Annotated in this window: 14 protein-coding genes; 7 read left to right on the top strand and 7 right to left on the bottom strand. The window is 40.9% G+C overall.

The features are described 5' to 3' along the window. Window position 1: 1 nt before the first annotated feature. Entirely contained in the window at window positions 2-382 is a 381-nt protein-coding gene (locus AC503W_RS15735; protein WP_494914845.1) for a YwqH-like family protein, read from the bottom strand. A 315-nt stretch (window positions 383-697) separates the two neighbouring features. Here AC503W_RS15735 and AC503W_RS15730 point away from each other — a divergent pair, with 315 nt between their 5' ends. Beyond that, window positions 698-1,345: a hypothetical protein gene (locus tag AC503W_RS15730; RefSeq protein ID WP_494914841.1), complete on the top strand. Its 648-nt coding sequence runs from the start codon at window positions 698-700 to the stop codon at window positions 1,343-1,345. 50 nt (window positions 1,346-1,395) lie between these two features. Here AC503W_RS15730 and AC503W_RS15725 read toward each other — a convergent pair whose 3' ends face one another. Both AC503W_RS15725 and AC503W_RS15720 read right to left on the bottom strand, forming a co-directional pair. Further along, window positions 1,396-1,602, bottom strand: coding sequence for a DUF5316 family protein (locus AC503W_RS15725; RefSeq protein WP_494914837.1), 207 nt, complete (start codon window positions 1,600-1,602; stop codon window positions 1,396-1,398). A 184-nt stretch (window positions 1,603-1,786) separates the two neighbouring features. Further along, the gene (locus AC503W_RS15720) at window positions 1,787-2,698 is read right to left on the bottom strand and encodes a TetR/AcrR family transcriptional regulator (RefSeq protein WP_494914836.1); all 912 of its coding nucleotides are present in this window, start codon (window positions 2,696-2,698) and stop codon (window positions 1,787-1,789) included. A gap of 256 nt (window positions 2,699-2,954) precedes the next feature. Between AC503W_RS15720 and AC503W_RS15715 the strand changes: the two genes are divergently transcribed. The 3 genes from AC503W_RS15715 (at window position 2,955) to AC503W_RS15705 (ending at window position 5,338) form a co-directional block, all read left to right on the top strand. Then, window positions 2,955-4,403: a DHA2 family efflux MFS transporter permease subunit gene (locus AC503W_RS15715; RefSeq protein WP_403122621.1), complete on the top strand. Its 1,449-nt coding sequence runs from the start codon at window positions 2,955-2,957 to the stop codon at window positions 4,401-4,403. 151 nt (window positions 4,404-4,554) lie between these two features. After that, window positions 4,555-4,866 (top strand): putative quinol monooxygenase, encoded by a 312-nt coding sequence (locus tag AC503W_RS15710; RefSeq protein WP_402873747.1) that lies wholly within the window; start codon window positions 4,555-4,557, stop codon window positions 4,864-4,866. A gap of 109 nt (window positions 4,867-4,975) precedes the next feature. Then, a complete protein-coding gene (locus tag AC503W_RS15705; protein WP_402873749.1) occupies window positions 4,976-5,338 on the top strand; it encodes a VOC family protein in 363 nt (120 codons plus the stop codon). 185 nt (window positions 5,339-5,523) lie between these two features. Here AC503W_RS15705 and AC503W_RS15700 read toward each other — a convergent pair whose 3' ends face one another. From AC503W_RS15700 to AC503W_RS15690, 3 genes are all read right to left on the bottom strand, one after another. After that, window positions 5,524-5,979 (bottom strand): hypothetical protein, encoded by a 456-nt coding sequence (locus AC503W_RS15700; protein WP_402873753.1) that lies wholly within the window; start codon window positions 5,977-5,979, stop codon window positions 5,524-5,526. Between the two features lie 184 nt (window positions 5,980-6,163). Further along, window positions 6,164-6,955 (bottom strand): endonuclease/exonuclease/phosphatase family protein, encoded by a 792-nt coding sequence (locus tag AC503W_RS15695; RefSeq protein ID WP_494914833.1) that lies wholly within the window; start codon window positions 6,953-6,955, stop codon window positions 6,164-6,166. 204 nt (window positions 6,956-7,159) lie between these two features. Continuing rightward, complete coding sequence (locus AC503W_RS15690) at window positions 7,160-7,987, bottom strand: endonuclease/exonuclease/phosphatase family protein (protein WP_494914832.1); 828 nt, start codon at window positions 7,985-7,987, stop codon at window positions 7,160-7,162. Window positions 7,988-8,131: 144 nt separating this feature from the next. Here AC503W_RS15690 and AC503W_RS15685 point away from each other — a divergent pair, with 144 nt between their 5' ends. Beyond that, window positions 8,132-9,553, top strand: coding sequence for a phospholipase D-like domain-containing protein (locus AC503W_RS15685; protein ID WP_494914830.1), 1,422 nt, complete (start codon window positions 8,132-8,134; stop codon window positions 9,551-9,553). 134 nt (window positions 9,554-9,687) lie between these two features. Continuing rightward, a complete protein-coding gene (locus tag AC503W_RS15680; protein ID WP_494914829.1) occupies window positions 9,688-10,896 on the top strand; it encodes a CynX/NimT family MFS transporter in 1,209 nt (402 codons plus the stop codon). 300 nt (window positions 10,897-11,196) lie between these two features. Here the strand turns inward: AC503W_RS15680 and AC503W_RS15675 are convergent, their stop codons facing one another. Further along, window positions 11,197-11,823 carry a LysE family translocator gene (locus AC503W_RS15675; RefSeq protein WP_494914828.1) on the bottom strand — a complete coding sequence of 209 codons (627 nt, stop codon included), beginning with the start codon at window positions 11,821-11,823 and terminating at the stop codon, window positions 11,197-11,199. 178 nt (window positions 11,824-12,001) lie between these two features. Here AC503W_RS15675 and AC503W_RS15670 point away from each other — a divergent pair, with 178 nt between their 5' ends. Then, the gene (locus tag AC503W_RS15670; protein WP_427590706.1) at window positions 12,002-12,853 is read left to right on the top strand and encodes an MBL fold metallo-hydrolase; all 852 of its coding nucleotides are present in this window, start codon (window positions 12,002-12,004) and stop codon (window positions 12,851-12,853) included. Window positions 12,854-12,895: the final 42 nt, after the last annotated feature.

The raw sequence follows: 12,895 nt of genomic DNA, 5'->3' as shown, positions 1-12,895 counted from the left end.
TTCAATCCTTTCGTAGCTTTTCTTGTCTTTGTTTTTCTTCTTCTCTAGCCAATCGTTCGATTTCAGCTGTAATCCTGGCTTCTAATGAAGTGATTTCTGATTGAAGGCTCATTATTTTGTTTTCGATGGCCGTTATCGCTGCATTCAACTGAGATTGAGATAGATCTTTATAGGCTAATTCTAGGTCTTCACGAACTTCAGTAAAATCAGTGGCTAAGGTTCCATGCCATGTTTGGGAAGAGAGCGCTGGTTTCGTTACTACTCTTTCGTTCTGAAGGAATTCTCCTTGTAGACTGTCTAATTCATGCTTGCAGGTTTTTAACTTTTCGACCTGTTGTTTCTTCAAGGTTAATTCGGATTGCAAATCGGTTAGGTAGGACAATATTTTCAGCCCCTTATGCTTATAGGTATGGTGATAATAGTCACGGTATCTATATGGTAACACGTGGAAAATAACTTAATAAATGGGTCTATATTACCTAAAAAAGTGTGAGAGTAGTCAATTATTCCTGCGTTAAATTGTTATTGAATGGTAATGGAACAAGTTGCATTAGTCCGTATTCTTAAAGCAGCATGTTAGGGTTTTCAAGATTCCGTTTCTTTTTTAATATTCTTATGGTGGAATAGTAAACTTTTGTTATAATGGAAATTCCTGCTTGATAGATGGGCGGCAAAAACAAAGAGGCGAGGGGAAGTTTTGAAGAAATTCATGATCGTATTAGTGGGTGCTGTTTTGTTGGGTGGTTGTAACCTGGACAACGATACTAAGTCAGGGGAAGTAGATCGTGCAGGCCATGCCGATCGTGCCGACAATATTATAGAAGAAACGGGGAAGGAAGTTCATTCAAGTTATACGGTTGCCGACTATATAAAGTCCGTAGAAGGTAATCTTGAGGCGAATTCGGATGATTTGATCGAAAAGCTTAAAAAGGTACAAACATACAACTTTTACTCTGAAGTGGAGCTCTTGGATTTCGTGGCTGATCGGAATGACTTTTATTTATCCATTACGATGTTTTCCATGGATAGAGGAGCGAATGAAGTCTTTTATGAGGGGAAGGATTCCAGCATTTTTTCAGGTAGTGTGGGAATTGTAGAAGATGTACCATTTTCTATCGTCTTAGGTAACGAGATAGATAATTTTTGGAGTTTTTACGAGGAGAACGATGAAGAACTGGATACATTAGAGAAACAAGCCATCACAAAGTGGTTTGCGGAGTGTTGGGAAAAAGCGAATGGAGAAGCGATTGAATTGCCTTCTTATTTTTGTTTTCATGATGAGTATGAATCCTTTGATTTGAAGAAAAAAGAACAGATCTCCGATGACGAGAAGTGGGCTGAATGAGCCCAAAAAGAAGGTCACCAATGGCGACCCTCTTTTTTTTTGGTTTTCTGCTAGAAGTACCATATCAACCCGGCAATGCCTAATGACAGTAAGCCTATAATCCCGGTATACAATGACATGTTTAATCTGAACTGCCGATGTTCACTCGTTTCCGATTGGAAATTCGCTCTTTGTTCAGGCCCGGTTGTCCAGGCCCCTATAAATATTCCTGAAAGGCTTATTCCTACCACACCAATAATCATGAATACCTTTAGCAATCGCCCCACCCCTTATTCATCTTAGGTAACTCTACGTTTCAAAAGGAAAATGGTTCCAATTATTTGAATGAAGGTAGAAGTGCCCAACAAATGGGGTACTAGAAGGGAGGAAGATGTTCTACATTCTTCCATAAGAAAACACCTAAGAAATGAGAGGTGTGTGCAATTCCTTCTTGATGTCTCCTTAGATTTCTTTTTCCAATAAGCGCAGGCAGGTGTTGACGTTTTCTTCGAATAGTTCCATTTCTTGTTTGGACTTGGAGGCATATTGGGTCTTTATAACATGGAGTAGGCTTTCTATTAAAAATACCCGTGGCTTACTGGTTTGCATCAGCTCTTCTTGAATGAAGTCGATTAGTTCATTTGCTTTTGATTGATCTTCTCGACAAGGGAGCGATCTGTGTGTTGCCTTTTTTAGGGCCAAGGTGGATTTCATTAACTCATTATGACATTGATGTAAATTATTTTTAGAGGTTGGAAGCCATGTATTGATTAATTCCGGATTAAGTATTTGTTCTTTGCTTTTAGCTACTCCGTCAACTAGATCGACGATCCGGTTCATGCAATAGCGGATGACTTTAATTTCTGGTGTAGCGGTATCTTTGGCATGGAAGCTGAAATAACTCATATGGGCCATCATTCCGTTAAAGAGAATGGCGGTATCCAATAAATAAGGTTTTTTACTTTCCCCAAAGATATCGATAAAACGACCATACATCCAACGTATGCTTAATAATTGGATGCGCTTGATGAATTCTTTCAATTCTTCGTCGTTTGATACACGTACTTCTTCAATTAAGACGAGTAATTTACTTTGTATATTCACCGTCATTTGTATTTCTAGCTGTTTAATGAATATTTCAATATCCGCCAAATCCTGACCAATCAATAGTTCTTCCCGGTCATAGCGGATCTTTTTATAGAAGGAACTGAAAATGGCCATAAATAATTCTCCCTTGGAGGGGAAATAATTATAAAATGTACCTTTGGAAATGCCACTGCCATCTAAAATATCTTGGATGGATGTCGCTTGATAGCCTTTTTCAATAAACAATTTATGAGCTGTATCGATGACATTCTGCTTGCGTTCATTCATATGATCACCCTTAGTCAATTATAATGCCTGTATAAATGTAATCGTATACTATTTTCCATACCAGCACAAACCCAATATTCACGTAAGAAATTTATATTGCAAAATATGGGCGAGGAGTATATTATATATTTTATGCAGAAAGTTAGACTTACCGTATAAGAAAATGAACCAACAGTTTGAATGGAGGAATAGATAAAAAGTGAGTACTACTCAAACGATAGAAAAAAAGGCCCCTTATGGCATTTTAGCCATCTTGATGATCGGGGCATTCATATCCATACTTAATTCAACTCTTTTGAATATTGCACTACCATCCATATCAAAAGATCTTGAAATCGAGACGGCAACCGTCCAATGGTTGGCAACGGGATATATGCTGGTGAATGGTATCATGATTCCTACAACAGCCTTCTTAATTAGAAAATATTCTGTGCGGAAGCTGTTCTTGACAGCGATGTTGCTATTTTCAATCGGGACGATTGTTGCAGGTGTAGCACATGTATTCCCATTGTTATTAGGTGCACGGATGGTTCAGGCGGCTGGTTCAGCGATCATGATGCCATTATTAATGAACGTTCTTTTAACGTCATTCCCTGTTGAAAAGCGTGGATCGGCAATGGGGTTATTCGGTTTAGTCATGATGGCTGCCCCTGCTATCGGACCAACGCTATCCGGATGGATCGTGGAACATTATGACTGGAGGATGCTTTTCCACTTTATTACTCCACTTGCGTTACTAGTTCTTATTCTTGGCTTCTTTAAACTGAAAGACAAGAAAGAAAAAGTAGATATTCGAATAGATATTCTGTCTGTCATTCTATCTAGTTTAGGTTTCGGCGGATTGCTGTACGGCTTCAGCTCAGCGGGTAGCAAGGGCTGGGATAGTCCTTGGGTATACGGAACATTAGCCGTCGGTGCCGTTACACTGGTTCTATTCATTGTACGCCAGCTTAAAATGGAAACGCCGATGCTTGAATTCAGGATTTTTACCCATCCAATGTTCGCCTTATCAGCGGCCATTTCCATTGTCCTGAATATGGCAATGTTCTCGGCCATGATCTTGATGCCGATGTATATTCAAACGCTTCGTGGCATTTCACCGTTCGATTCGGGACTGTTGATGCTTCCAGGAGCCATCATCATGGCACTCATGTCACCAATTACCGGTAAGCTATTTGATAAGTTCGGAGCACGCGTTCTTGCTGCTGTTGGTTTGCTTATCACCGTTGTTACCACTTATTACTTTAGCGAGTTGACTATGGAAACATCGTATGGAAATATTATGGTTCTGTATTCTGTACGGATGTTCGGGTTGTCCATGGCAATGATGCCTATCATGACAAATGGTTTAAACTCATTGCCGGCCCGTATGAATCCACATGGTACTGCGATGAATAATACACTTAATCAAGTTTCAGGTGCAATCGGAACAGCATTGCTCGTTACGGTCATGTCTAACCGAGCCACTTCGTCTGGCGAAGACCTAATGACTGCTGCCATGAGCAAATTAACAAGTCAGCCTACAGCTGATATGATGGCTCAAATGCAAGCGCAAGTTGGTATGCAAGCGATGTTAGATGGCATTAACTTCTCTTTCCTTGTATCAACCTTCATCGCTGGATTGGCGCTAATCTTAACATTCTTCATTAAGCGTGCTTGGCCTGCAGAAGATAAGCTAGCTAAAAGGGAAAAACAAACATCATAAGATAATAAAAACGTGATCATGGTCATCTCCTTTTGGGGGAGAGGCTAATGATCATGTTTTTTTATTTTTTTATGGTAAAAATAGGATAATTGCAAATTGATGTAGAAATATCTAACAGGTATCCAAAAAGGAGCTATTAAAGGAGGAGTACATGAGTAAATATGGATTGATTGGAAAGTTCATTGTGAAAGATGGCGAACGTGACGCAATGGTAAATATTTTGTTAGAAGCAGCAGAATCCCTAAAGAGCCTGGACGACTGTGAAATCTATCTCGTCAATATTTCCGAAGAAGAGCCTAACTCTGTTTATGTGTATGAAGTGTGGAACGATGAAGGTGCCCATCAAGCATCCCTCGGTCTTGAAGCGACTCAAACATTAATAAAACGAGCAAAACCAATCATGGCTGGAATGGAGAGGATCGGTACATTACAAACAGAGGGAGGGAAAGGCTTATTGGACTAAATGTGTGAAAGTGAAATTATAGGGTTTCTAAAGGTCCTTCTTTATCCTGTTAGAGGTGTTATCTGATCGTAAATACCAATTGGATAATAAATACTCAAGGAGGGAATCAATGATTTATGAAATGACCATACAAATTCGGGTTACCGATATAGAAGAAGGACGCCAGTGGTATGAGTCCTTCATAAAACGCAAACCTGACTTTATGCCTCATGAAGGTTTTATGGAGTGGGAACTCATTCCAGGGAGTTGGCTACAAGTATCGGAAGGAACACCATCAGAAGGATGTGGTCCGTTACGTATAGGTGTGGTTAGTCTGGAAAAAGAACGGGAAAGAGTCATGCAAGAACTTGGAGTGGAATTTTTTGAGATTCATTCAAGAGCGGAGGTTCCAGTAAAGTGGGGAACGTTTAGTGATCCTTGGGGCAATAGGCTTGGCTTCTTTGAATATGTAAGTAAAACGGAAAAAGCATGAAGTGTGGATATACGTTTTGGGCTTACCATTCGTAATCACAAAAGGGTAAGCAAGGTGTTTTGAAAGCTAAACGGTAAGAATGGGTTGTGTTTCGAAACCTGACTTTTCAAATAAAAGAGGATGGGCATGCTTCTAGATTGTAGAAGAACATGACCCATCCTCTTGCTTTTTTATTCGATTCGAGATTAATTCATATCTACATGAGGTGGCGTTTTTTCAATGTTAATTTTGGACAATTTCATTCCTTTATACGATGTGATGCAAGGAACCAAACATAAGACGGCCATTGGGACGCAATAAAGAATGTAGAAGTGTCCTCCTTGTTGTATAAAAGGTAAATAAGCAAGTGCTATGCAAAGCAATGCAGCGAATATGATTAAGAAGATTCCGAAAGACTTATGATAAAATGAATAGACAGCTTCTCTTTCTACGCGCTGTTTGTATAAGGTCTTTGCGACTTTATCAGTGCGGATAAAGAAGTATAAGGACACTAAAAGAAATACAGCCGAGAACGGTAAGGCTAGGGCAAAGTAGGAAACATCAAGAATGCTGAGATAGAAGCTGGTTAAAAAAAACACTTCCGATATACCTAATGCAAAACCATAATTGAAAACGCTTACTTTTGAAGGTTGCTTAATCATGGAAATTCCTCCCTCTTTATATATATATTAAACGATATCCATCTTGTTCACAAGTTAGACACATTTATTTTTTGAAAAATAATCCATTTGGCAGGGGTTTTTGTGGGATACAAAGTTTCCTGGGGAATATAAGTGATGAACAAAAAAGGGGCGGGGTGTAAGTAATACATGAAACTCGCCATCCTTAGTTGGAACGGCGAGTGTGGGTGTTCTTATCCAAAGCCAGGGTGGCGATAATGGGGTAATGGTCAGATCCTGGAGTATAAATCACTTTCGCTTGAGATGTTTTTATCTCCTTTGAAGTGAAAATATAATCAATCCTTTTGGGGATGCCCTCAGCATCATAAGTATAAGCATCGTTTTGTTCGGCGAATGCATCATGAAAATGAGAGGCAAGAGTTTTCAATTCCGTGCTTTGTGGTGTTGTATTCAAGTCACCCATGATGACCTTGTGACCTTTTTTTCTATTTGAAATTTGGATGATTTCGTTCAATTGAATGTGACGCTCGTTAGCAGTTAAAGCTAAGTGTGTATTATAGATGTTGAGTTTATGGCCTTTTATATCGAGGGCAATTTCCAATAGTCCTCGTTGCTCCGATTCGCCAATTTTCGTAAGAAGGTAATTTTGCGCTTGAATGATTGGATATGTGCTTAATATGGCTGCCCCATATTGTCGGCGATTTTTTCTTGATTTAAATGGGGGACGATCGATATTGGCCATATAGATATAATGCATGTCGAGACGCTTAGCCAACCAATCGGCTTGATCTTCAAAGCCACTTCGTTCTGACCAATGATTGTCCACTTCTTGGAGTCCGATGATATCGGCGCCCTCGTCTTCTATTATACTGGCAATCCGTTCCATATCCAAAATCCCATCCAAACCTACAGCATGATGGATATTGTAGGACATGACCTTCACGTTTTTCACTTTCTGCTTGGTGAACAACCGTCCAAAAGGAAGACCTTCCCGCAAAACGAACACTCCTTTCCGTTCATTATTACCTATTAGTATACCTTTTGAAATCATAATATAAAGTGATTCGGGTTATTCAAATCCTGACAAGTTGGTGACAAGGGAAATGGTGTATCATTTTTCCCCATGTGAAAAAGCACAAAAGTTGTAAGACCAACATTTCTGGCTTTCATTCATTTATTCAATCTTCGTGCGGAAGGTACTTTATCTTTTTAATGTAATCTTAGCCGTCAATGGGAGATGGTCAGAAGCTAGGGTGGATATGATTTTTGGATTTGATATTTTAACGTTTTTTGATGCGAAAATATAATCAATTCTTTTCGGAGTGCCATCCGCGGAATAGTATGTATACGCATCATTCAGATTGGCAAACGCATCATGAAAAGAAGAGGAAAGCTTCTGTATTTCCTTGCTTTCTGGAGTTGCATTTAAGTCGCCCACTATGAGCTTGGGCCCTTTGGCTTCAAGGGAGATAGCGATGACCTCATCCACTTGTTTTTGTCTTTGTTCCGGAGCTAAGGCCAAGTGTGCATTATAAACAGTAAGATGGTTGCCCTTCACTTTGATTGTAGCTTCTAATAACCCACGCTGCTCTGTATTTCTAATCTTCTTAAAGAAATGGTTTTGTGCATGAAGGATTGGATACTTACTTAATATGGCCGTTCCATATTGTCGTCGGTGTTCCCCGTGATTCAAAGGATCACGTTCCAAGTTGGCCATGTATGCATAATGCATATTCAAACGTTTGGCCAACCATTTTGCTTGATCTTCGAAAAGGCTCCGCTCTGACCAATGATTGTCCACTTCCTGTAACCCAATGATTTCGGCATGTTCTCCTTCGATTGTCTTCGCGACCCGGCCTATATCCAGAACCCCATCGATTCCAACAGCATGATGGATGTTGAAGGTTAGAACTTGTATGTCCACTGTCTTTCTCTTACCATCCGGCCGTTCACCAGCCAAGGTATGACGTGCGGGATCCATGGTTACAAGAAAGAGCAATATCGTAATGAAGCCAATTATCTTCCTCAAACTATCACTCCTTTATGAAACGAATATTAATGAAGATATCATTTGACTATTTCATGAACTTTATTAGTCATTCCTCTTTTCGATCCAAGTATAGAGTTAGTCCTTAATACAAATAGTATTAGGAAAGTTAGGGGGAGGGATTTCATGACAAAAAAGATCGTGAAAGGAGCACTGTTTGTATGTCTATTATACGTCCTTTATGCAGTGGCTACGTCGGTTGTTCTGTTCTATTTTCCTTTGGATAAAAAAGGGGAGGCACCCCCTAACGATATAAGTGGTTTTATGGGGAAGGGAGATTCTTCAGATCGAGTGTTGCTCCTGGAAAATGGGTATGAATCGGGACGTGCACGGATGCAAATGATTCAGGAAGCCACTGATACGATTGATATCGCCTATTATTCGATAGCAAAAGGTAAGTCGACTGAGCTGATTCTCGGTGCCCTTATTGATGCGGCGGACCGGGGCGTTAGGGTTCGGGTCCTATTGGATGGGATTAGCCATGGTCTGCGATTTAAAATGAGTGATGCCCGTTTCGCCTTGGCATCACATGAAAATATTGAATTAAGGTATTATGAATCGTTCAAAATGTTTAAGCCTTGGACATGGAACAACCGGCTTCACGACAAAATCATGATGGTCGACGAGCGGTTGGGCATTATTGGAGGGCGAAATATAGCCGATAAGTATTTAGCGAAAAAACCACCTAAGAATTATGTCCATGACCGTGATGTCATTATCTTTCATGCCACACAAACTGGAGAAAACGTGATCGTTCAGATGAACAAGTATATGAATGAATTATGGAACCACCCATACACGAGTGACCCCTTTTCGGACCTTTCAAAAAGGCAGAGTACTAAAGGAAAAGAGGAAAAAGATAAGCTAACCCATCAATACAAAATCGCCATTAAAGAAAATGAACATTTTGTTTCACCCTCGATGAACTGGATGGCCATCACCACCCCAACAAAACGGGTGAGCTTTCTGCACAATCCGATCGAGCGCTTCAAAAAACAACCCGTTGTCTGGCAAACGCTTATTGATATCTCGACGGAAGCGAAGAGGTCCGTCCTGATTCAGAGTCCATATGTTGTCCCTACAAAAGAAATGAAGGGATATGTACCAGAAAATATGAATTCGACTGCCAACTGGACCCTACTCACCAATTCCGTGAAATCCACTCCCAATGTTATGGCCTTCTCAGGATACTTGGATTTGAGAGACGACATTATAAAGACTGGGGTAAGACTTTATGAATATGCCGATAAGCATTCCTTACATGCTAAATCGGTGGTCTTTGATCAACGGCTAAGTGCAGTTGGTTCCTTCAACCTTGATTCACGATCATCGGTTTTAAGCACGGACTCGATGGTGATCATAGATAGCGAGGAATTCGCGGTACAGTTGACAGAGGCTATTCATGACAAAATCGATAAAAGCACGTTAGTGGCGGATAAGAAAAAGAAGATAGACACGCCTAAAGATGAGAAAAAGGACAAGTCTTATCGGGCTATTCTATTAAATGCACTCTCGAAGGTGTCCATATTATGGAGAGGATTGGCGTAACTGGTTTCGGAATCGAATATAACCATGAGCATTTTTTTACAAAAGGGAAATTACTCCAACTTATTCTGCGAATATTGTGATATTCTATTGTGATATCATCTAGAAAGTTTGTGGATTGGTAGGAGGATTCTTGAATGGAGATACAAAAAACCGTTATTCAAAAACAAAAAAAGTCATTATTCTTATTTTTTTTCACCATGGGGATCGTTCTTGTTGCCTTCAATTTACGCCCAGCCATCACTTCAGTGGGACCGTTAGTCGGGGTGATTCAGTCTGATCTTGGACTTGCCCATTGGAGTGCAGGGCTTTTGATGAGCGTTCCATTAATTACGTTTGCCATCATGTCGCCTATCGTTCCCAAAATCGCCAATCGCTTAACAAACGAGAAGACATTGTTGGTGGGGTTGTGCGTTCTGCTGATCGGGGTTTGCATTCGGTCGGTTTCGATGTCATTCTTTCTCTTTTTTGGTACCGTTTTCATTGGTATGGGAATCTCCATCGGAAATGTTCTTTTGCCTGTCGTGATAAAAGATAAATTCCCGCAGAAATTCGGTTTGATGACCAGTATCTATTCTACGTCCATGGGGTTGGTTGCTTCTCTGGCATCAGGACTCAGCGTACCATTAGCCAGTGGTTTGAACCTTGGTTGGCAAGGGGCTCTGATTGTCTGGGGAATCCCGGCCGTCTTGGCCATATTGATCTGGGTGTACCTCATCAGATTAGATCAAGGAAAAGGTAATCCCATTAAAAGTGTGAGCTTAAGCGCTACGAAGATCTGGCGCTCACCACTTGCTTGGCAAATCGCGTTATTCATGGGATTTCAATCGTTTTTATTTTATGTCACGATTACATGGTTACCTGAAATCTTGATTAGTCATGGGATAAGCAGGGGGACGGCTGGATGGTTGCTATCATTTACCCAAATCATCGGGTTGCCTTCAAGCTTCTTCATCCCTGTTCTCGCCGCACGACTTAACTCCCAGGTGTGGGTAGCTTTCGCGCTGGGGTTATGCTCGGTTGTCGGATATGCAGGGTTATGGTTTGGATCCTCTTTTCCTATCCTGATCATCAGTATCACGTTAATCGGTATCGCATTGGGAGGGAATTTCCCGTTGGCGCTAAGTTATATAGGCATTCGCGCACGGAATGCGAGGCGAGCTGCCGAGTTATCGGGAATGGCCCAATCAACAGGCTATCTACTTGCAGCCGTAGGACCGATATTCATTGGATACTTGTTCGATATGGCTCAAGATTGGACCATTCCGCTTTTTGCACTTATCCTTATCTCTGCATTAGTCATGATATTCGGGGTGAGTTCGGGAAGGGCCCGTCATGTGGAATAAACCAAAGTAAAAGGGGCTGGCCCAAAAGGGGTAATTACACCGAAATTGAATAAATAGTAAAAGACAGAAACGTGCCTCTTTATTTTTGCAAAATTCACTGGAATAAGGACTTATTAGACAGCCCCTTTTATTTATTTAGTAAATCTTTATTTTTGTTGTATACATTTTTGAATAAAAGATACAAAGGTATCAATATGGCAATATAAACTAGCAAGTACATAGTTGGTCGTCATCAGTAATGGTCTCCTTCTCTTTGAAGTAAAAAAAATTATATATAATGACCAAGACCTAAGGTTAATGCTAGGCCTTTTCCAACGCCAGTTTCATTCCAAAGCCGATTAGCACTGTGCCTGTGATGCCTTCAAAAACCTTTTGAGTCCGCGGTCTTTTCATGAAAGCACTGATCTGGTTAAGCAAGTAGATATAGAAGATGAACCAGAGCGCAGTCAGTCCGGTGTAGGTGGCACCCATCAATAGAAAGGGCAGGAATGTATCCTGTCCAGGGTTCACGAACTGTGGAAGAAATGTTAGAAAGAACACCGCCACTTTCGGATTGAGCAAATTGGTCAGGAACCCCTGTTTAAAACAAGACTTGCTTCCGTATTTATCTTCATCCTTCCTTTCATCGGTTACTGCCACTTCCTTATTCCTCAATCCCCATAATGTCTTGATGCCTAGATAAATCAAGTACACGGCCCCGACATATTTAAAGATGGAAAATAATAAAGCTGATTTGACGATGATCGCTGAAAGTCCTAAAACAGCGGCGGATGTATGAATGAGCAAGGCACAACACGTACCAAGCATCGTTTGTAGGCCTCCCGTTTTCCCAATCGAAAAGGTGTTCTTAGTCGCAATCGCCGTATCAGGACCGGGCAATAGGATGAGAAGAATGCACATCATGATAAATAAATAATAGTTTTCCATGTGAGAAACCGCCAATCTTCATTTGATTATTCTGATAATTCATCATTTAATGTACCATAGATCATTCTGGAAGAGGATAGGTAAATGAAATATTACATCGTACCCTGTATTTGTTTGCTATACTGTAAGCAAACTGATTGAAGAAGATAATCCAACGTTCCAAAGGAGAACTTAATCCATGCAAACTTTAGAACATGTATCCAACCATATCGTTTACCTGACGCGAGTGGAGGTAACCGACCGGCCAATTTTGGTCGCTGTTTCAGGAGCGAAGAAAACGCTCATCATTGATGCGGGGAATTCTGTTTCACATGCGCAACTTTTTCAAGCTGAATTGGCGAAGATCGATTGGAGTGGGGACATGCTTGTTCTTACTCATTCTCATTGGGATCATGTATTCGGATTGGGACATGTGGACATTCCCGTGATTTGCCAGGAACGAACGTACCGAAACGTGAAAGAGATGCAGTCTCTTTCTTGGGACGATCACGCATTAGATCAACGGGTCGAGGAAGGAATCGAGATTCCATTTTGTGCCGATGCCATTAAATTGGAGTTCGGTTCGAAGCGGGATATCTCGATGAAGCTTCCTGATATAGTTTTTGAAAAGTCACTAACGATTGATCTTGGTGATTTAACATGCATCGTTGAACACGTAGGTGGAGACCACGCCGCTGATTCTTGCATCGTGTATGTCCCAGAGGAAAAGACCTTAATGCTGGGAGATTGCCTGTATGCCAATCTTTATGCGGATAAATGGAATTATACCGCTGAAGAAGCCTTGAGGCTCGTTGAGAAGATTGAATCCTATGATGCCGATACGTATATCCTTTCCCATCATGATCAGCCTTGCACGAAGCAGGAAATGGAGCAGGAGTTCAAGTTATTCAAAGATTGTGCCAGCCTTGTCGGCAAACATCAGGGGGATCAAGCAGCAATGGAGCGGGAACTGGCGACGAAGCTTAACCGTGATCTAACCGAAAGTGAAAGGGAAACAGTGGGCTTCTTTGTAAATGGCTATGCTGGTTGATATGAAAGAAACAAAAAAAGTCGAATGCCTGTAACAGGAGTC

It is taken from the genome of Peribacillus suis (genome assembly GCF_059384845.1).
Note: the sequence above shows the minus strand (reverse complement) of the source record. Positions and strands in the feature narration are given on the sequence as shown.

Excerpts from the sequence above, each read along its gene's own strand:
- AC503W_RS15720 (WP_494914836.1), bottom strand. The coding sequence starts at position 2,698 with ATGAATGAACGCAAGCAGAATGTCATCGATACAGCTCATAAATTGTTT.
- AC503W_RS15715 (WP_403122621.1), top strand. The coding sequence starts at position 2,955 with ATGATCGGGGCATTCATATCCATACTTAATTCAACTCTTTTGAATATT.
- AC503W_RS15710 (WP_402873747.1), top strand. The coding sequence starts at position 4,555 with ATGAGTAAATATGGATTGATTGGAAAGTTCATTGTGAAAGATGGCGAA.
- AC503W_RS15705 (WP_402873749.1), top strand. The coding sequence starts at position 4,976 with ATGATTTATGAAATGACCATACAAATTCGGGTTACCGATATAGAAGAA.
- AC503W_RS15700 (WP_402873753.1), bottom strand. The coding sequence starts at position 5,979 with ATGATTAAGCAACCTTCAAAAGTAAGCGTTTTCAATTATGGTTTTGCA.
- AC503W_RS15685 (WP_494914830.1), top strand. The coding sequence starts at position 8,132 with ATGACAAAAAAGATCGTGAAAGGAGCACTGTTTGTATGTCTATTATAC.
- AC503W_RS15680 (WP_494914829.1), top strand. The coding sequence starts at position 9,688 with ATGGAGATACAAAAAACCGTTATTCAAAAACAAAAAAAGTCATTATTC.
- AC503W_RS15675 (WP_494914828.1), bottom strand. The coding sequence starts at position 11,823 with ATGGAAAACTATTATTTATTTATCATGATGTGCATTCTTCTCATCCTA.
- AC503W_RS15670 (WP_427590706.1), top strand. The coding sequence starts at position 12,002 with ATGCAAACTTTAGAACATGTATCCAACCATATCGTTTACCTGACGCGA.